At 41.4% G+C, this 19,922-nt stretch carries 11 protein-coding genes; all 11 read right to left on the bottom strand.

The window, feature by feature from the left end; genetic code table 11:
• Nucleotides 1–168: 168 nt before the first annotated feature.
• Nucleotides 169–1,731, bottom strand: coding sequence for an arylsulfatase (locus AACZ88_RS16930; protein WP_339712972.1), 1,563 nt, complete (start codon nt 1,729–1,731; stop codon nt 169–171).
• A gap of 51 nt (nt 1,732–1,782) precedes the next feature.
• Complete coding sequence (locus AACZ88_RS16925) at nt 1,783–4,311, bottom strand: alkaline phosphatase D family protein (protein ID WP_339712675.1); 2,529 nt, start codon at nt 4,309–4,311, stop codon at nt 1,783–1,785.
• Between the two features lie 14 nt (nt 4,312–4,325).
• Nucleotides 4,326–5,993: a RagB/SusD family nutrient uptake outer membrane protein gene (locus AACZ88_RS16920; protein WP_339712672.1), complete on the bottom strand. Its 1,668-nt coding sequence runs from the start codon at nt 5,991–5,993 to the stop codon at nt 4,326–4,328.
• Between the two features lie 4 nt (nt 5,994–5,997).
• Nucleotides 5,998–9,408, bottom strand: coding sequence for a TonB-dependent receptor (locus tag AACZ88_RS16915; protein WP_339712669.1), 3,411 nt, complete (start codon nt 9,406–9,408; stop codon nt 5,998–6,000).
• 99 nt (nt 9,409–9,507) lie between these two features.
• Complete coding sequence (locus AACZ88_RS16910) at nt 9,508–10,632, bottom strand: FecR domain-containing protein (RefSeq protein WP_339712666.1); 1,125 nt, start codon at nt 10,630–10,632, stop codon at nt 9,508–9,510.
• Between the two features lie 202 nt (nt 10,633–10,834).
• The gene (locus tag AACZ88_RS16905; protein ID WP_339712663.1) at nt 10,835–11,404 is read right to left on the bottom strand and encodes an RNA polymerase sigma-70 factor; all 570 of its coding nucleotides are present in this window, start codon (nt 11,402–11,404) and stop codon (nt 10,835–10,837) included.
• Between the two features lie 324 nt (nt 11,405–11,728).
• On the bottom strand, nt 11,729–13,396 hold the full coding sequence (locus AACZ88_RS16900) for an FAD-dependent oxidoreductase (RefSeq protein WP_339712660.1): 1,668 nt from the start codon (nt 13,394–13,396) through the stop codon (nt 11,729–11,731).
• Nucleotides 13,397–13,435: 39 nt separating this feature from the next.
• Nucleotides 13,436–15,031, bottom strand: a complete 1,596-nt coding sequence (locus tag AACZ88_RS16895) for an arylsulfatase (RefSeq protein WP_339712657.1) — start codon at nt 15,029–15,031, stop codon at nt 13,436–13,438.
• Nucleotides 15,032–15,055: 24 nt separating this feature from the next.
• A complete protein-coding gene (locus AACZ88_RS16890; RefSeq protein WP_339712654.1) occupies nt 15,056–16,741 on the bottom strand; it encodes an FAD-dependent oxidoreductase in 1,686 nt (561 codons plus the stop codon).
• 18 nt (nt 16,742–16,759) lie between these two features.
• Complete coding sequence (locus AACZ88_RS16885) at nt 16,760–18,322, bottom strand: arylsulfatase (protein ID WP_339712651.1); 1,563 nt, start codon at nt 18,320–18,322, stop codon at nt 16,760–16,762.
• 146 nt (nt 18,323–18,468) lie between these two features.
• Entirely contained in the window at nt 18,469–19,920 is a 1,452-nt protein-coding gene (locus tag AACZ88_RS16880; protein WP_339712649.1) for a RagB/SusD family nutrient uptake outer membrane protein, read from the bottom strand.
• Nucleotides 19,921–19,922 lie beyond the last annotated feature (2 nt).

The following is a 19,922-nucleotide window of genomic DNA, read 5'->3' as shown; positions in this document are numbered from 1 at the left end:
TCATGATGCCTCAAATATCCAATTTTTTTTCCATATAAAAAAGAAAATAAAAAGCCGTGCCCGATATAACACGCTCATTACGAAAGTGCTTTACCCCTACACGGCCTGTATTTTAAGTATGTTCGGTTCCCTTTCTACATTTTTTAAATGCAAGAGTTCCCCTAATTTTTATTTCAATTCCAATTCCTTGATTTTAGTATTACTTTCACCTCTAATAGCTTCGTAGGATTGAAGCATTTCCTGCAATTTTTTTGGATTTTCTTTTGCCAAGTTTTTGGTTTGCCCCAAGTCTTCTTTCAAATTGTACAATTGGTATTCACTGTCATTACCCAATTCTATATTTACGTACTTATTAATGGCCGTCCCTTTGTATGGTGGAATCATAGCCCAATCGCCTTGTCTGAAAGCAGTTCTTGAAGTTGCTTCCAATACCAATTCATTTCTACCGTTATCCGTTTTTCCCATAAAAGCATCAAGAAGGTTCTCGCTATCTTCACCTTTTTTATCACTACCGACCAAGGCGGCTACCGAAGTAAGTAGATCTACTTGGCTCACCATCGCATCAGATGTGCCAGGTGAAATCGTACCTTTCCAATAAGTTATAAAAGGTACACGAGTACCAGCTTCGAAGAGACTGTACTTGCCCCCACGTAGCGGGCCTGCAGGTGTATGATCTCCTAATTTCTCTACAGCATCATCATAATAACCATCGTTGACTACGGGGCCGTTATCACTTGAAAAAACAATAAGTGTATTCTCCAGCAGTCCTTCACTTTCTAAAGTCTTCATGAATTCACCCACAACCCAATCCGCTTCCAGAATAACATCACCTCTTGGCCCCATACCTGATTTTCCCTCGAAACGTGGGTGCGGTGTACGCGGTACATGTGGTTGCTGCAAGGCATAATACAAAAAGAAGGGTTCATTTTTATGCGCAGTAACATATTCCTGTGCTTTGGCCAGAAAGTGATCTGCCATATCGATATCGCTCCACTTGGCGGCCTCACCACCTTTCATGTACCCAATACGTGGAATTCCATTTACAATACTATTATTGTGACCATGGTGCCATTTCATTGTTGTCAACTCCGGATTCTTCAATCCTGTGGGTTCCCCTTCAAAATTCTTTTTATAACTCACTTCTATAGGGTCGTTCGGATCCAAACCATCTACATTTCCGTTGTCTATGTACACTGTAGGCACCCTATCCTGCGTTGCTGCCAATATATAAGAATAGTCAAAGCCGACTTCATTGGGTCCCGGAGATACTCTTTCGTTCCAATTCACGTTTCCATTACCCAAGCCCAAGTGCCATTTGCCAACAATGCCCGTAGCGTAACCCTTTTCCTTTAACATTTTTGGAACGGTCAATTGATCTGTACTTATGATTAAAGGTGCGGTACCCGGAAGTATTTTGGCATCTTTATTCCGCCAAGGATAACGCCCCGTAAGTATTGCATATCGGCTTGGTGTACAGGTTGCCGAGGTTGCATAACCATTGGTAAAGCGAACACCCCCTTCGGCCAAGGCATCGAAATTCGGCGTAATAAGTTCTGTTGCCCCGTATGCACTTACATCACCGTAACCCAAATCATCCATATAAATAAAAACAACGTTGGGTTGCTTCGGGCTTTCGACTTGCGCCACCGTTTTTTCCTCTTTTGATTTACATCCGGACAACACTAGCAATAAAAGCGTGACTTTGAAAAAATAATTCCTTAAACTTGTCATGAACTGTTTGGTATTTTTATAATTAATTTGTTTCAAATTTATGGTTTTTTACTAAACCGAGACTTCCTCTGTAGGGTCAATGGTGATTTCTATTCCGGTCAGCTCCGTTTCCGATTTACCTTCACCGACGATCAAAGTATATTTGGCCAAATCGTAAACCGCAGGTGTATAAGTGTGGCCTTTAATTCGTATGGCGCGTACCAATTCTTTCGTATCTTCTTTAACGATTTTCAACATCTGGTCAGGCCTTTCCGTCTTTATTTTGGGAAGGTAGCCTAAAGGTCTTCGCCCGTCATTATCGGTTTGTTGTATTGTCAAGGGCCATCCTGGATAGGTGTTTTCTTCAGAAGTCTTCGCCAAATCTGCCAAAAAGCGAATTGCTTCCATTTTTATTGTTCGTTCAGAGGTATTAAAAGTTACTAGGCCATAACCAGAAGCTTTCTTCTGAGCTCTTTGATATCGATCTGTTTCCTCTTCAAAATCATCGGTAGGGTTACCTACGGCATAGATATAGTTATCATTACCAAAACCATCACGATAACATCCCGTATTGGGTAAACCGTGCGCTGGTCTATCTGAAAAAGGCACATTTACCGCATCAGGTTGCCCCCATCGCGGATAACCCGTAGAAATAGCAGGCGTACAGAAGGTCCACCCTCCGTCCCTTGGCTCATCTACGCTATATTGAACCATAAATGGTAAATGCTGATCCCCATTAATGTGAAAAGCACAGGCCTTTCTAATAGTTTGGATTACCTTATCTCTTCTTGACTTCGGCCATCCTCCGGAATCAAGATCACCGAAAAGAAACTGTTTTTCCGGTCCATGATGCGTGCCCACGTTTGAAAACAAGGTTTGACTAAGCAATACTTTCATGTTTGCACCTTTCCAATCGGCAACCCAATTATTTAAAAAGTCAAGCTGTCTTTGGCCCATAAAATTAAGGCCATCTGATTCTAGGTCACCAGGCTTAACCGGTGCTGTCAAATGATCAATTCTCCCCTGCCCGGGTCTAACCATTTCCGGACCAGATTTAAAAAGCCGATCACTAACAATTGCAAAACTTACTTTTCCATAAACCAAATGGGTATACCATGTACTGATGTTCGATTTCATTGGCGCCAGATCATAGGCCTCGGGCATATGACCACATTGGGTCTTGTTTACAATATTTACGAAATTCGGAGTTTGCACTAACCCACCGTGGGCATCGCGAACTTTTGCCCATGCTTCAAATGAAATTCGTTCTCCACCTTCTCCCCAAAGGTTCCCTTGATACACATCATGATCATCGGGTGTACAGATACTAGGTCGATTTCTTAACACATCGCCGAACGCCCAACCGAACATATACCATTTACCCAAATAGTTGAGTATAGCCTTATCTTCAGGTTGTCTTTTTATAGGATACCCTCCATTACCTTCGTACAACTGATCCCCCGAAAAATACAACATATCAGGATTCGACTTATCAAGGTTTTCAACCAAAGGACGATACGGAAACCCCATCGCATGTTGACAAGTAAGCCCGCCAAACGTTAAAGGTCGGTCCGTTGGTTCTTCTCGTATCACACCGTCATAGCTATATCTTTCTTTGTCTAAAGTGTATCGCAAACGATACTTTATGTCTTCAGAAGCATCCCAATCGTCAAGGGTAAAAATGGAAGTAAACGAAACCGAATCGATTTTTCCTTTGGTTTCTTTCTTCCACTTTCCATTTTTAAACAACTCCAATTCAATAGTTTGTGAATCTTTAATCCCTATCGGAGGAAGTTGCGCCATTAATTTCAGCTTGCCTCGTGACAGCGTATACATAGCCCATAAAATTGGACCAAAGCTATTTTTAGGTTTATGTGTTATTTTAGAGCCTGATAATTGCATTCCGCTCCACCAAAAGGTGCTCTCATTTTTTTGCTCGCCCTTGTTTTCCAAGGCGACCAACCCCTCTAAGTTACCTTTTACACTATGCGCTAAAGTTGCTTCTTTACCATTTTCATCGGTAGCTAAAAGTATAAGTTCTGTCTGATTTCCATTGTTCTGGCCTTCAAGCTTTAATGAAAATTCTTGAAAGCTAAACCCATTGGGCATTGTCGCTTTTTTGTTACCGATATAGATTTCGCTATTCAAACTGATCCCAACGGAAACCCCTTTTCCAAAATAACAAGCCGCCTTAACACTTTGCGAATCGGTATGGTCTTTTATTCCGACAGCAAATCCGACAGCCCCTTTATTGTCTCTATCTTCCAGCAATCCTAAGTTACCCGATAGTACAAAATCTCCTTTATTTTTGCCAAGTACGTGGGTCAGCACATGCAAGCGAGATTGTTTCTCTACACCGGAAAATTCAAGTCGGCCGTTCTTAATTCCCCAATCTTCCATAGGTACGGCCCAAAATGAATTACCGATCCAAACCCTGTCATTAAACTTTTTAAAGTCAGCCTTCAATGGTTTATCGGCAACGTCTAGTGTGCCTTCCTGAGACAAAGTCATTTCTTTTGCTAGAATAGGGCTAAAAGGACTTGCCAGCATGGGTACGGCAAGTCCTAGATTTTGAATAAATTTTCTTCTTTTTATGGTCATTTTCGCTGTTCTGCTTAATTCCCTAATTTAGGATTGACATTTACTTCCGATTCGGGTATCGGCCATACATCATCAACACCCTCTCTAAAATTTTTAGTGGTGACATACCATCGAGATTGTGCGTCGATTTTCTTTGAAGTGGTTGGGTATAGCGTTGAATTCGGAAAGGGAGCTCCCCAGAAATCACCTACTAAAACTTCATCACCAATTCCCCATCTAAAAATATCCCAAAGACGTTGTCCTTCGAGTGCCAACTCAATTCGTCGTTCATTTCTTAAAATCGGTCGGAGTGTCGCAGGATCAGTTTCGGTAATCGGCGGCAAACCAACCGATGCCCTACCCCGTACTGCATTAATCGTCTCATCTAACAACTGTTGCGTAATGGTATTACCAGCCTCCAATTCGGCTTCCAAATAACTCAATAATACTTCAGCATATCGAATAATCGGAATATTGCCCCCGTAGTCGGTACGCAAATTTCCACTAAAAGACTCATCAAAAAACTTACGTAAGCCATAACCCGTTCGTGTGGCTTGTTTAGAATAGGTGAGCTGATCAACAGATTCGGTATGGTCGGGGTGGCAATCATAGATTCGGCCGCTAAAAGTAGCTCCGTCCCAAATAAAATTATATCGAAAGCGCGGATCCCGATTTGCGCCCATATCATCATAATCAAATCTCGGGTCGTCATAAGATAGTGGTGTGCCATCATCGAAACCGTAGGCATCGGCAAGACTTCCCTGTGGATTAACAATGTGCCAGCCCGATGCAACCGCTGGATAAGCGTGCTGAGGTAGCGAATTCCCGGCCTGTCCGCCGAAATACTGGCTACTGAAGATGTTTTCACTGCTATTTTCATTGGAGGGAATAAACAGCGATTGATAATCGGGATCTATGATATTATCGCCCATATCAATAATCTGCTTATACACCGCAGAGGCAGCAGCAAAATCATTTTCACCAAGATACAAACGTCCTAAAAAGGCCAAGGCTGCCTGTTTACTGGCCCTGCCTGCCTCTGAAGCGGACAATTCACCAAAAGCCGGAAGGGCAGAAATAGCGGCTTTTAGTTCACTGTCTACAAAAGCGACCAGTTCTGCCTTTGAAGCCTTATCTACATTATTGGCCTCATCAGGAGTCAAGGTAGCCGTTACCAATGGAGCACTGCCCCAAAACTGCGATATATAAAAGTATTGGGTAGCTCTTAGAAAAGAGACCTCAGCTTTCATCCGGTCTATTTTTGATTGATCCATTTCAACATTCTCGATGTTCTCCAAGAAATCATTACAAATTGCGATTCGTTGATATGAACCGTCCCAATACCCCTTGACCACATTATTGTTGGGAAGTAGTGTGCCATTGGTAAGTCGATTTTGTGTTGAATTGTCACCACGCCGATCATAGGCATTGTCGGTCGCAAACTCCATAAAAACAATACCACAGTAGGTCCACCAATCGGAAGGAACCACTTGGGTGCCATATTCAACTGCTCCTCGGTAAGCACCCGTTAGGGCAATATTTGCATTGGATTCCGATGTCCAGAAGTTATCTTTCGCAAAAGCGTTACTAGGGAATTGTTCTAGTTCTTTATCGCAAGAAACAGTTACAGTCATGAGGATGGCCGTAAACAGAAACTTGAAAAACATTGATGTAGGGAAGTATTTTATATATAATGTGTTCATCGTCTTAAAATTTTAAATTTACACCGAAGGTATAGGTCGTTAAAATAGGGTAGTATGAACCACCAGAGTTGATTTCAGGATCCCAACCTTTTCTATACGAATTGAAAGAATGCAAGTTTTCGGCACCTAAATACAATCTTAGATTGTCGATGCCTACGACATCGGTAGCTTTCTTAGGTACATTATACCCCAATTGTACATTCTTAATGCGTAGATACCCAGAGTCAATGACCCAAAAATCAGAGGTTGTTGTATTCGCAGTTCCACTGTTTGTTATGACTTCCAAACGTGGATACTCAGGGTAACGTACCGGATTATTCGGATCAAACCTGCCATCCATCTGCCAACGTTGTATATTTCCTAAGTTAAAGAATGCATAACCTGCATAGTTGGTCAACTGTCCTTTTACTTCGGCCACTCCCTGAAGAAAGACCGACAAATCAAAATTCTTGAAATTCAAATTTACATTGGCCCCATAAGTATATTTAGGAATTCTACTTCCCAAATACGTTCGATCATAAGTTGGGTCGACCTGCCCATCTGGCACGCCGTCAGGTCCACTGATATCTTTATACCTTAAATCCCCTGCTTGTGCCGTAGGATTCACTGCTGACATATCGGGCCAGCTATTGACTTCCCCGTCATTCAGAAATACGCCATCGGTTTGATAGCCATAGTACATCTGCATGGGGTAACCAATAAACAAATCAGATCCATTTCCAACGAAACCATTGGGTTGCTCTACATTACCTAAACCTAAAGTAACCACTTCGTTTTCTATAATTGAAAAATTACCATTGATCGAATAACTAAAATCGCCTATACTGTTTCGGTGACCTAGATCAAACTCCCAACCGGTATTTTGAACGGCCCCAGTATTGGTTTCACTAATACCCACTCCTAAAACAGTCGATACACTAGATGATGGCTTAAAGAGTACGTCGGTCGTATTTCTTTTAAAATAAGTGGCGTTCAACGTAAGCTTACCATCAAAGAAACCGGTTTCAACCCCGATATCGGTCGTTTCCGTCGATTCCCATTTGATATTTGCATCCCGGTAAGTGGCATATGCCGCTCCAGTGGACAGTCCTCCACCCAAAGAGTAATCGCGTCCGGAGGCCAATACTGTTTGATACGGATAGTTTCCAATGTTCTGATTTCCTAAAATACCCCAAGAAGCCTTTAATTTCAGGTTTGAAAGCCAGGTTACATCTTCCAGAAACGATTCTTGGGAAAGCCTCCACCCTACTGCAGCAGCAGGAAAAATAGCATACTTGTTGCTTTCCGGAAATCGGGATGAACCATCATAGCGTAATGTCGCCTCAAAAAGATATTTCTCGTCGAAACTATACTTTAGACGAGAAAAGAACGATTGTAATGCCCATTCTGCGTCATAACCTCCCGACTGTTGGTTCTCGGCACTCCCTAAATCCAACACCGTATAATCATTACTTGGAAAATCTTGTCGGTACCCATCAAAAAATGACAACTCCTCATTTTCAAAGGAATACCCAGCCAACAAACTGAAGTCATGGTCACCAAATTCTTTGGAGTATTCCCCTGTGAATTGCAAGGTTTTAAAAATCTCCTTATTGCTAAACTGGTCCAACTGTGATTGCCCCAAAAGCACGTCTTCATTCAAACGTTGTGAAGCTAAATAAGAACGCTGTTCAAAGAGCGAAAAATTATATCCACCTATCGCCGAAAAAACCAAATTATCGGTCGGCTTATAATCCAACTTCACATTAACCCCCACCCTTGTCCGTGGGTTGGTCAAATAAGATTCGGAAGCGAGCCACGATGTCGGTGTACCACCACTTTCTGGGCCGATACCATAGTCGCCATTTGAAGCTTGCCCCAAAAATACAGCAGGGTAACGCACCGCGTTTTGAATTAACTGATCTTGAAAGCTATTGCCGGCACTACCTTTATTTGCTGTCGCCTGCGGTTCTTTACGTTCTTCTATGGTGCCGAACATTCGCGTACTTAAGTCAAATTTATCGCCCAGCTTGTTCTGCAAATTCATTCTAACATTATACCGGCTAAAACTGTTTTTTGGAATGATACCATCTTGCTCTAAAATTCCGGCAGAAACATAGTACTTGTTCTTTTCATCACCGCCATTGACAGTCAGGGTATGAGAAGTTTGCACGCCATTTTTCGAAAAAAGATCTTCCAAAAATCTGGTATTCGGATAATTATCCAAGTCAGATTGAGATCTATATTTTTCGATGTCTTCCGCCGAAAAACTATTGCTTCCCGATGCTATATTGTACATTTCGGCATACTCCCAAGAATTTACAAATTCAGGAAGTTCAGTCGCATCATTAAAGCCTACATAACTATTATAGTTGATGGAGAACTTGCTTTCACTACCGGTTTTTGTTGTTATAAGAATAACTCCATTTGCCGATCTAGCTCCATATATTGCTGCCGAGGAGGCATCTTTTAAAACTGAAATCGACTTAATATCATCAGGATTGATATCGTTCATACTGCCTGCAATACCGTCAATGAGTACAAGTGCGTCGGGGGTTGCACCAAATGAGCCAACACCTCGTACACTTATTGCTCCCGAGCTTTGCCCCGGTCTTCCTGATCGCTGGATAACGGTAACTCCCGGCATTTGTCCAGTAATGGCCTGTGAAACTTGGGTAACGGGTCTATTTTCGATGTCTTCTGATGAAACTTGGGAAACTGATCCAATTACATTCACCTTCTTCTGTGTACCAAAACCTACAACGACAACTTCATCAAGGCCTGCAGCACTTTCCACCAAAGTAATGTTCAATGTCGTTTGGCCGTTTATAGGAACTTCCTTAGTTGCATACCCAATGTATGAAACCATCAAGATTGCATCGGTATTTGTCAATTCTATGCTAAAATTACCGTCGAAATCGGCTGTTACACCGTTGGTGGTTCCCTTTTCAACAATATTTGCTCCGGCAAGCGGAATGCCCGTTTCATCGGTAACCGTTCCTTCAACTGCTTGTTGCAATTCATCCGTAGTTTCAGCCGCAACCGTGTTTGAGGTTTGGTCGCTGGGAGGTTTTATTCCGTTGTTCTTTAATACAATCTGGTTCTTGACCATGGTATAGGATACCTTTCCGTTCGGAAATAAATTCTGAAGCACGGCTTTTATAGTCTGCCTATCAACATTCAAAGAGACCCTTCTATTGACATTCAGTTCCCCTGTTTTATAGAAAAAGCGAAATTTGCTTTGAGCCTCTATTTTTTCAAATACACTTTCAATAGTTTCATTATTTACTTCAAGGGTAACTTTCTTATTTTGGGCATATGAACTTGCATGAAGATTGAGTAGGGCAAAGACAAACAATATAATCGAGATTTTCACTGTACGATTCTTGTTAAGAATGTTTTCCACAATAGTGAAAAACAATGGTTTTTTTTCCATAGTTTTAAGAGATTTTGATTAGTTAATTGTAGCGTTGAAATCAATTTAATTCGGGGAACGTTGCAGCGTTTCCCGTTTTTTGTACTATTTAGGCCATATTTATTCTGGTTTTTTGATTACTATTCTGTTATTTATAATATCGTAGTCGAACCCTGCACTTTCCTTAAAAGTATTTAATAGGTCTTCAATGGTTTCGTTTTCAAAAGTTCCCCTGAATTCAATCGAATCAAGATCTTTATAGTCATTTTCAACAACCACATTATACCGTCTTTCAATTTTCTCGACTATATTTTCAAACGCTTCGTTGTTAAAAACCAAGAACCCATTTCGCCACCCTAAATAGTCATCAACATTCACTTCACTAATAATCATCGCATCATCATCATCCAATGTGGCTTTTTGCCCCGGTTTAATGACATGGGCATCGGGTACTTCACCTAAACTCGTTTGCTTACTCACCGCAACGCTACCTTCTAAAAGAACGGTATGTGCTTCGGTGTTACTGTAACAGCTTACATTAAAACGTGTTCCCAATACTTCAATATCCATTCCTTGGGAAACAACCGAAAAAGGGTGCACAGCATCTTTGGCCACTTCGAAATAGGCTTCCCCATTTAGAAAAACCTTTCGCTTTTCCCCTTGAACAAAACTCACTGGATATTTTAATGAACTATCGGAATTTAGATGTACCAAGCTTCCATCGGACAAAATCAATTGAAAGGTCTTTCCTTTTGGCACCAGAATCTCATTGTAGACAATTTTCCCCGATGTCGGTTCACCGGAATAAACCATTTGATTCTTATGTTGGGAAGCGATGATGTTTCCTTTCGAATCACGCAAAGTCTCTCCACCTCCCAGAACTATATTCTTTAATTCATTGTTTCCTGTTTTTAAAACAATCGGATTATCTTCGATTATGAGCGCTGGCTCTGTTTTGGAAATAGTTTCCCATATAATGACCGTCCCCACAATGCATATAATTACAGCGGCATATTTAAAAAAGAACCTTTTATCATATTTTTTTTTTGGTCTTCGTTGATTTGTCCGCATGTTGATTTTTGACCAAACTTCCTCCTTTAGTTCCTTATCAAAGCTGAGTTCAGACCAAGAAGTGCCGTCGTTTTGAAAGGACTCAAGAAAACCTTCAAGCAATTCAAGTTCTTCCGAAGAACATTCATTGTTCACGTATTTCTTAAATAGTTTTTTTGCCTTTTTTGCATTCATCTATCGGACGGTTAATGGGCCATTTCATATATAAGTACCCAAATTGATATCATGGTACACGTCAAAAGCAAAAAAAAATTAAAATTCCGCAAAAACTGCCTTATTAATTTTTCATATTCTCAAAACACGCGATTTATCGAAACCGTTCGACTTACCTCGGACTTATTCGCAAAAAAGGGAGTTTCACCAATGAATGCTGTGATTAATGCAGTAATATAAGAGAAAGAAAAACCACTTCCTCTAACTGAAGATTACTTCGTAAAAAGGCAAGCGCCTTAGAGATTTGGTTTTTTACAGCTTGGACGGATATATCAAGCTCTTTAGCGATTTCTTTGTTGGATTTGTGTTGATAGCGACTCAACACAAAAATTTGACGGCACCTATGGGGTAACTTATCCACATGGTTCCGAATTCTCGTTTCCAATTCGGAATATTCCAATTTTTGGGAAACATTCATTGAAACATCAATGATATTCAAGCGAGTTAAGTCTTCGTTTGAAAATTTGGTATTTCGAAAGTGATTGAAAATCTGGTACTTTACCGCTTGGAAAAGATATGGTTTCAAAGCAGAAATTTTAGTATTTTCCCTTTTTGACCATAGCGCAATAAAAATATCCTGAATAATATCTTCACAAACCGTTCGATTGTTAATGACCTTCATGGCATAACTAAAAAGATCTTCGGAGTACTTGTCATAAATGGCTCTAAAAGAGTTGTTATCACTGTTTTGCAACCCTATCAACAACTTAGAATCTTCTGTTCCGTTTTTCATCGCATAGCATTCTCTACGATAAATCTATAAAAAATAGACTGATATTTAACATTATATTGGGATAACCTTAATTCAGTGCGCATTTGATTGACTTAAATAGTTACTTTTTGCCAATAGATTCAGGTATTGATAATTTAGGATTTCTTTTAATCCGTACGTTATTCCAATTTAAAAATTAAGAGTGCCCTCTTTAAAAGAGAAAAGGGAATAAGGTTTTCACCAAATTCCCTCTACAACTTTAAAAAACTAAACTAACTCAAAAAACTAAATTTTCAATGAATAATGAGGACCTATCGCTTTAAATCTTTATAAAATTAATTGGAATTATTCCAATACTTGCCCCTTTTCAAGCAATACTTTTTTTAGGTCTTCGTAAGCTACATCTTGAACGGCCGATTCGTTATCAAGAGCAAGTACGGCAGCCGCGGCAGCCGATTGTCCTAAAATCATAAATACGGGTTCCATTCTAATGGAACCAAAGGCAATATGACTTGATGAAACGCAAACCGGAACCAAAAGGTTTTTACATTCCTCTTTTTTGGGTACTAATGAACCGAACGATATGGCATAGGGCCCTTCTGTTTTCACTCCAATGTCGCCTTCATTTTGAACAAAACCGTCTTCTTTTATATAGCGTTGTACATTATGGGAATCCATAGTATAAGATCCCATTCCAACGGATTGTGGTGTAGCTCTTTTCTTTAATAACTCATTCTCGGTCATAACATATTCACCGATCATGCGCCGTGCTTCGCGAACATAAATCTGATGCGGCCAGTTGCCATTATCGGTAAACTCGTCTTTGGCCAGCCCCCATTTTTGCATTTCAGACTGAATATCTTTTGGAACCCTCGGATCGTTGGCTACAAACCACAATAGTCCCTTTTGATATTGCTCGTGTTCCTTAATGATTTCTTTTCTTCGTTCGTAAGAAGCTTCCGGGTAATCATAGTTCATACCAATATTATCACTACTGAACGGACCGTGGTTGTTGGTATCGGTCTTGTGATTGGGAATCGCGTCGAACTTATTGAACCAATCCTTCCAGCCGGCGTCAAAAACACGGGCCAACAATTCATATTGCATGGGATCGTAACCTTCAGGCTTGGGAAAGGGAACTCTGTTCGGCTCATGGTTGGTCATACATGTTCTAAAGCAGTAGGCCTGTATTTTATCATCGCCACTATGTTTTTCTCCCGGGTCTTCCCCTGAGACCCTAGGCAACAACCCACTGGAAGGATCCCCAGGAACTACATATGGAGAAATATCGGACTCAAACCAATGATTGTGGTGCAAAACTCCGGTCTGTACGCCGTTCCATTCTTCACCATAGACATCTTTGCCTTCGCGACCAACGTGGTAACTCACCCCTGAGCTGGCCATTAAATCACCTTCATAAGTGGCATCAAGAAACATTTTACCAGTATAGGTTTTGCCAGACAACGTGGTAAACGATTCAATACTACCATCTTTCATGACCACGCCTTTTTCCCGATCTAGCCATTCATCACGGTCAACCCATATCTTCTCTTCCCTGACTAAATCTTCAAATACATTTTCTGCCACGTGTGGCTCAAAAATCCACATGGTTCGGTTCTCACCATCCATGGCAGGCGTTCCCTGTCCCGTATTCCCATATTCGCTATGGGGCTGCCATTTCCAAGCTTCATCGGTATTGTAATGATTATATACCCGATGATAAAACTCCCTTGCGAGTCCGCCAATTACGCTTTTATTACCAGTATCTGTCCAGCCCAGGCCTCCAGAGGTCAATCCGCCCAAATGCTTGTCAGGAGAGACCACAATAACTGATTTCCCTGATCGTTTGGCCTCTACCGCTGCCGATATTGCCGCCGAAGTGCCTCCATAAATAATAATGTCGGCCGCGTTAGGGTCTTTTGCCTCAGCTGTCTTGTCATTACAGCTCAATATACACATGGCCATAATCAATACAACAAATAATGAGCATACAGTTCGTTTGTTTGTTTTCATTTGTCCTTTTTTTAAATTTAAGATTGGTTGCTACTGTTATTATTGAATGTTTTTATGAGTGCTCGTATGTTTTTTTGAAATAATTTCCTCCAATTCCTTTTTCATCGATTGAACCAATTCAGGATGCTCTTTGTATCTATTGACCGATTCTGATCTGTCTTCTTCAAGATTATACAATTGCCCTTCGCGACGTTCATTGTCAGGTGCGATATATTTCCAATTTCCTTTTCTAATACCTATATCATTTTTAGAAGATTGAACAATGACCGATTCCCTTGCACCTTCCTCTTTCCCCATTAAAACAGCAAGTTGGTCATAACTATCTACCGCCGCATCGATTGGAAGTTCAAATCCTACTATACTACTTAGCGTAGTCAGTACGTCATTCAAGGCAAAAAGTTGATCCGATTTAGCTCCTGAAGGAAATTTTCCGGGCCATCTTGCCAGAAAGGGAGTTCGTACCCCTCCTTCCCAAATGGTCCATTTTGTTCCTCTTAAATCCCCGTTTGGATGGTGTTCATCGGGACTTGCTCCTTTTTTTACAACATCCTTAGGACTATTGCTCGCATTGGCCAAGTCAATATGGTTCCCAGTCATCTCAAACTGAGATCCATTGTCACTGGCGAAAAGGACAATCGTATTTTGCGATTGTTGCAAACTATCGAGTGTGTTCAATATTTCACCAATATAAGTGTCTAGTTCGTAAACATAATCACCATACAACCCTGCTTTGGTCGTACCTTTAAATTTATCACTTACCGACAACGGGATATGGGGTACATAGGGCGCAAAATACAGAAAAAATGGACTATCTGTTTTCACCGAATAACGTTCCTTTAAAAAACGTGTACTTTGCTTGGTTATCATATTGAGATACTCATCGGAAGGAATAATTTCAATATGGTCTTTTTGCGTAGCAGCTTCAATATTATAAAAATCATGTTGTAAAGCGGCAACGATGTTATTCCCATTCATAACCCAGCATTCGCTCGCGCAGCTAAAACCGAACCAATGATCAAATCCGTAGTCCATGGGTCCATCTGTAATTGGTTTTTTTAGATCAATGTTCGCACCATTATTTTCGGCCTTAAACTTTCCATATCCCGCCGGCTTTTCCCCGTCGAGTGTTGGAAATGTGGCTCCCAAATGCCATTTTCCGAAGCCTGCCGTTGTATAGCCCGATTGTTGCAACATTTTTGGCAACGTCAATTGACCAGCAGCCATCATCGATGGTTCATAATTGGACAACACCCCTGATTTTTTCCAACTTCTAAAAGGATAGGTTCCCGTCATCAGGGCATACCGAGAAGGGGAGCACACGGAAACCGGACAATAGGCATTGGTCAAACGAATGCCTTCGGAGGCCAATCGGTCTAGATTTGGTGTGGGTATCAAAGAGTTGGGGTTGTAAGATCCTAAGTCTCCATACCCAAGGTCATCAGCCAGAATCAAAACGATATTCGGTAACGCGTGAGCCGTCTTTGCTTTTTCCTTTTCTTCGCAAGACACAACAGATAACAATCCTATAACAACTACACCCCATAAAAATGGGTGCCATTTCGAATAGTTCTGTCTGTACTTGATATTTCTAAAGGGGATTTTCAAAATTTTACTACCGTATATTTTATTTGCCATGTGCTCAATTAATCTCATCACTAATTACTTCAGACGTTGTCCGTCTTTCAACAAGACAGCTTTTAAGTCGTTATAGGAAATATCCTGAACGGAAGCACCGGTATCTATTGCCAAAGAAGCAGCAGTAGCGGCAGATTGGCCCAATACCATAAATACGGGTTCCATTCGAATAGAGCCGAATGCAATATGCGTCGCACTTACACACACGGGAACAATCAAATTTTCACATTCTTCTTTTTTGGGTACCAAAGATTTATAGCTAATTGGGTATGGTTTAAAACCATGTGCTTCAACATTACCCTCATTTTGAACATATCCATTGGCATCGACATAACGCTGCACATTATGGGAATCCATTCCATAAGCCGCCAATCCGATTGCATCTTCAGCAACTTTTAATGCTTCACAGTTGTGTTGGGTCATTACATAATCGCTGATCATTCGCCTTGCCTCACGCACATATAGTTGTTGTTGCCATCCGTCGGCCCTTTCGAACTCATCTTTTGAAGTACCCCATCTCGAGGCCTCGTCACGCACTTCCTTTGGTATTCTGGGGTGATTGGCCAAAGTCCACATCAAACCCATCTGATAATTTCGGTGGTCTTCAATGATTTTTTCCCGTTCGGCGTAGGAGGCATCCGGGTAGTCGTAATTTTTTCCAATATAATCCGTTGAAAAACCAAATTTGTTATTCGTATCCGTCTTTCTGTTCGGCATGCTCGAGTTAATCCATGGTAAAAGTGAATTGCCATAACTGTACATATCACGTATGAGTCCTTTTCGAGCCTCATAATTCCGAAGCAGCAATTCATAATTGATCTCGTCGTAATTCGCGGGTTTTTTAAACGGAATTCGGTTCTCAGGATGATTGGTCAAACACATTCTAAAACAATAGGCCTGTATTTTATCATCACCAGCTCCCTCAAGACCGGGTTTTTCATTGACATTCGGTAAAAGTCCACTCTCGGGCCTCCCTTTTTCTATGTATGGATCGACCCCTTGGATAAAATTATGGTTAAAAGCATTTTTGGAAACCAGTTTGGTCAATGACAAATTGATATTATTGGCCTGCACACCGTTTAAGGTTTCACCATATTCATCATTGCTCTCTCGACCTACGGCATACGACACTCCCGCTGCAGCCATAAGGTCGCCTTCATACGTGGCATCAAGAAATATCTTGGCGATGAACTTTTTTCCACTTTCCATAGTTATTGACTGAATTTTCCCATCAGACATGAGTACACCCGAACTTCTATTCAATCGTTCTTCATAAACCAGTTTTACTTTTTCATTACTTAGCATATCATGATATACCTTAAGTGCCGCAGAAGGTTCAAAAGTCCACATCGATGCTTCCCCTTTTTCGGTACGGGTTTGCCCGCCATCGATGTATTCTGACCGTTTCTCCCATTTCCAGTTTTTAGGGTCATCGTAGTATTTCTTTATGTTTTCATAAAATTCCCGTGAAATTCCACCAATGGCCTGTTTGTTACCTATATCGGTTTGTCCCAGTCCGCCAGTGGTCAACCCTCCCACTCTGTTTGTTGGTTCGATGAGCACTACCGATTTGCCCATTCTACTGGCTTGGATAGCCGCTGCCACCCCGGCAGAAGTACCACCGTAAACTACAATATCATATTTTTTTGATTGCGCGCTCGAAACCTGAATCATCATTACGAGCGTCAAAAAGCCTATTATTTTCTTCATTTTTAATGTTTTGTATTATTATTTTTTTGCACTTTCCTTCGGGTAATATTCCGCTGGGTAATTGGGACTGAACCTAACTTCCTCGGTGCGTAGACCTAAATCATTATTTGCAATCCAAGGTTCGCCTCGTTCCGTCAAGTGGGTTATCATTCTTTTCCTCCACTGTTGCAGCGTGTTTTTAAACTGTTTCTTTTTTGCTAGATCATATTTCTCCGTGGGATCATTTTCCAAATCGAAAAGTTGTTCTTCCCCAGTAGCAGCAAAATAGATGTATTTAAATTTTGCATCGGTAAGCCCCGTCCAACTATTTTCAGGCCAATAGCATGGGCCATGCTCCAAATCAAGTACCTTTCGCCAATTATCTTTATCCCCCTTGATGAGGTTTATCATGCTCATTCCGTCCAGGTCGTTGGGCAGCGGCACTTCCGCAACATCAAGAAATGTAGGTAGAATGTCCCTTAGTTCAACCAATTCATTAATTTCCCGACCCCGTTTTGCATCGATCTTTAGATTTTCTGGCCATCGAATAATCATGGGCACAGCTGCCGACCCCTCATAAGGATACGATTTCCGCCATAAATGATGATCCCCCATCATATCGCCATGATCAGATGAAACCAAAATAAGCGTATTCTCAAGTTCTCCTTTCTTTTCCAAAGTGGAAATGATATTCCCTATTTGTTCATCTAGAAAACTGATGGCGGCCAAATAGCCTTCACGCGACCGACGTACAATACTATCACCATAATTGCCTCTTGGAGCATTTTGTTGTTTGCCCAGGGCCGGAATTTTAGTAAAGCTACCGTATTTTTCTTCGGCCCATTCTCCAACAGTGGCCGTCGGAATAGCTTTCTTTTCATAGAACTCTAACCACCTTTTTGGTGGGTCAAAGGGCGGATGGGGCCTATGAAAGGCAACTTTTAGAAAGTAAGGCGTCTTACCATCTTGGTTCTTTATAAAATCAATGGCTTGGTTGGCCGTCCAAGTCGTGGGATGTAGTTCATCATCATAAGGATATGTTCCCGTTCGGTGATCTGTCGGCCCCAGGCCCGTGCCATCCATTTTTTTACCAGGAGCTTTTTCTTTGAACCATTGATTATAAGCATTTTGAGGATGTCCCCATCCCTCGCATAGCGCAATTTCATGAAATCCGTGCATAAACTTGCTATTATCAAGCTCATCCAACCCGACATTAAGGGGGCCACTACCAATGGGTTTATAATGTAACTTTCCTGTGGCAAAAGTATAGTAGCCAGCTTCCCGCAATAGTTGAGGCATTTCATTGGCATACTTGGTTGCAATTGGGGCATACGTTAAAAGGCCATGGTTCCATGGGCTTTTTCCTGTTAACAATGCAGCTCTTGCAGGTAGACAAGTCGGTGTTGCGCTATACGCCCTAGTAAACAGAGCACCCTCATTTGCCAAGCGATCCATATTTGGGGTATGCACCCATTCACCGGCATTCACACCAATATAATCAGATCGCAATTGGTCAGGAAATATTAAGATGATGTTGGGCTTTCTTTTTTCAACCGTCTGGGCATTGCAAAGTATGGAGTTGCCGCAAAGCACAACCAACATATATACTGGAAACTTACAAAAAGTTTTATACAAAATGTCGTAAAAGACAATCATAGATTCTTCTTATGCTTATAGGTTATCAAAAAACAATAGAAAAAATACAGGCTTAGTTTTAAGCCTGTATTTAGACTCACTCCCTTTAAGTATCAATACCCAGGATTCTGATCCGCCTGATTAACGGCCGGATTGTTGTTTATTTCATCCTCGGGAATCGGCCACAATAGACGTTCGTCAAGTATATTTTTGCCTGCAGCCGCAAAAGCTTCTTTCACGGTTCCCGTACGTTTCAGATCGAACCAACGCCTACGCTCCGTTATAAATTCATAAGCTCGTTCTTGTACCACGGCCGCCCTGAAATCGCTACCACTCATTCCTGAAGGATAGTCTACCGCTGATGCCGTATTGGGATCAAGGCCATAAGCTCTTCTTTTAATGATATTGAGTCGTTCCAAAGCTAGGGAAGACGGACTTCCACTTGCCATACTTGAAGCTTCGGCATAAAACAAATAAGCCTCTGCAAGTCGATAAATAGGAACGCTATAGACACTTTGTCCTGATGTATTGGTAATAAACTTCTTAAAAAGAATAGGCGTCGTATCGGGCAATGGCACCCATTCCCCATCAGCATTTTGAAATTGGGTATATAAATTAAAGCCTTTTCTCAGGTCGTTGTCATCCCAACTATCGCCAATAAAGGAATTTGGATCCGGAAGCCATGCAAAAACCCCACCCGATGAATAGTTATAGGGAACGTTCCCAGCCCGATGCAGATAATTTGGAATTGTAGACCCTTTTGTTTCGGAGTGATGCATTGACATGATATCTTCAGAACTGGTATCGACAGCGAAAATTTTATAAAAATCATCACTTTGTTCTACAGTAACCAGTGCAAAGGGGCCATTGGTTATGACATCTTCAGCTTTTTCGGCGGCGCCTGCCCAATTTTCCATGGTTAAATAAACATGGGCCAGCAACATCTTGGCTGCCCATTTCGAAGCTCTGCCAGTCTCACCACCAACTTCACCCAAACCACTTTCTGCGGCCAAACAATCTTGAACGATCAATTCATAGACCGCACTTTCGGGTTCTCTCGGAGCCTCAATGGCACTAAGATCGATACTTTCGGTTGTTTTAATAGGAACGGCTCCCCAGCCCCGTACCAATTCAAAGTAACATAAGGCCCTGAGGAAGTGCGCCTCGGCCAAAATTTGTTCTTTTACCCCCGCATCTATATTCTCAATAGCGGGTACATTGTCCAATACGGCGTTTGCCCGATTAATCGTAGTATAGAACGATGACCAATTTGTGGCACACCTCCCAATGTTTCGTTGGTCTAAAATTTGGTCCCAAATGGTTATGGGTGCCTGAGATCCCCTGCCGAAGAGATAATCGCCATGCAATTCGGTCATAAGGTAGTTCGTGATACCAAAAAAATCATTTTGCATTCCTGCGTAGGCACCAGCGATGGCCGCTTCGGCATCTTCTTCATTCTTATAAAAGTTTGCCTTTGAAACGAAATCCTTTGGTACTTCTTCCAAGGTGCTTTCGCAAGCCGATAAGCACACGATTATTATTATTCCTAAAATTATATTTTTCATTA

The organism is uncultured Kriegella sp. (assembly GCF_963975415.1).
GTDB lineage: Bacteria > Bacteroidota > Bacteroidia > Flavobacteriales > Flavobacteriaceae > Kriegella.
Note: the sequence above shows the minus strand (reverse complement) of the source record. Positions and strands in the feature narration are given on the sequence as shown.

Excerpts from the sequence above, each read along its gene's own strand:
- AACZ88_RS16930 (WP_339712972.1), bottom strand. The coding sequence starts at position 1,731 with ATGACAAGTTTAAGGAATTATTTTTTCAAAGTCACGCTTTTATTGCTA.
- AACZ88_RS16925 (WP_339712675.1), bottom strand. The coding sequence starts at position 4,311 with ATGACCATAAAAAGAAGAAAATTTATTCAAAATCTAGGACTTGCCGTA.
- AACZ88_RS16920 (WP_339712672.1), bottom strand. The coding sequence starts at position 5,993 with ATGAACACATTATATATAAAATACTTCCCTACATCAATGTTTTTCAAG.
- AACZ88_RS16915 (WP_339712669.1), bottom strand. The coding sequence starts at position 9,408 with ATGGAAAAAAAACCATTGTTTTTCACTATTGTGGAAAACATTCTTAAC.
- AACZ88_RS16910 (WP_339712666.1), bottom strand. The coding sequence starts at position 10,632 with ATGAATGCAAAAAAGGCAAAAAAACTATTTAAGAAATACGTGAACAAT.
- AACZ88_RS16905 (WP_339712663.1), bottom strand. The coding sequence starts at position 11,404 with ATGAAAAACGGAACAGAAGATTCTAAGTTGTTGATAGGGTTGCAAAAC.
- AACZ88_RS16900 (WP_339712660.1), bottom strand. The coding sequence starts at position 13,396 with ATGAAAACAAACAAACGAACTGTATGCTCATTATTTGTTGTATTGATT.
- AACZ88_RS16895 (WP_339712657.1), bottom strand. The coding sequence starts at position 15,031 with ATGGCAAATAAAATATACGGTAGTAAAATTTTGAAAATCCCCTTTAGA.
- AACZ88_RS16890 (WP_339712654.1), bottom strand. The coding sequence starts at position 16,741 with ATGAAGAAAATAATAGGCTTTTTGACGCTCGTAATGATGATTCAGGTT.
- AACZ88_RS16885 (WP_339712651.1), bottom strand. The coding sequence starts at position 18,322 with ATGTTGGTTGTGCTTTGCGGCAACTCCATACTTTGCAATGCCCAGACG.
- AACZ88_RS16880 (WP_339712649.1), bottom strand. The coding sequence starts at position 19,920 with ATGAAAAATATAATTTTAGGAATAATAATAATCGTGTGCTTATCGGCT.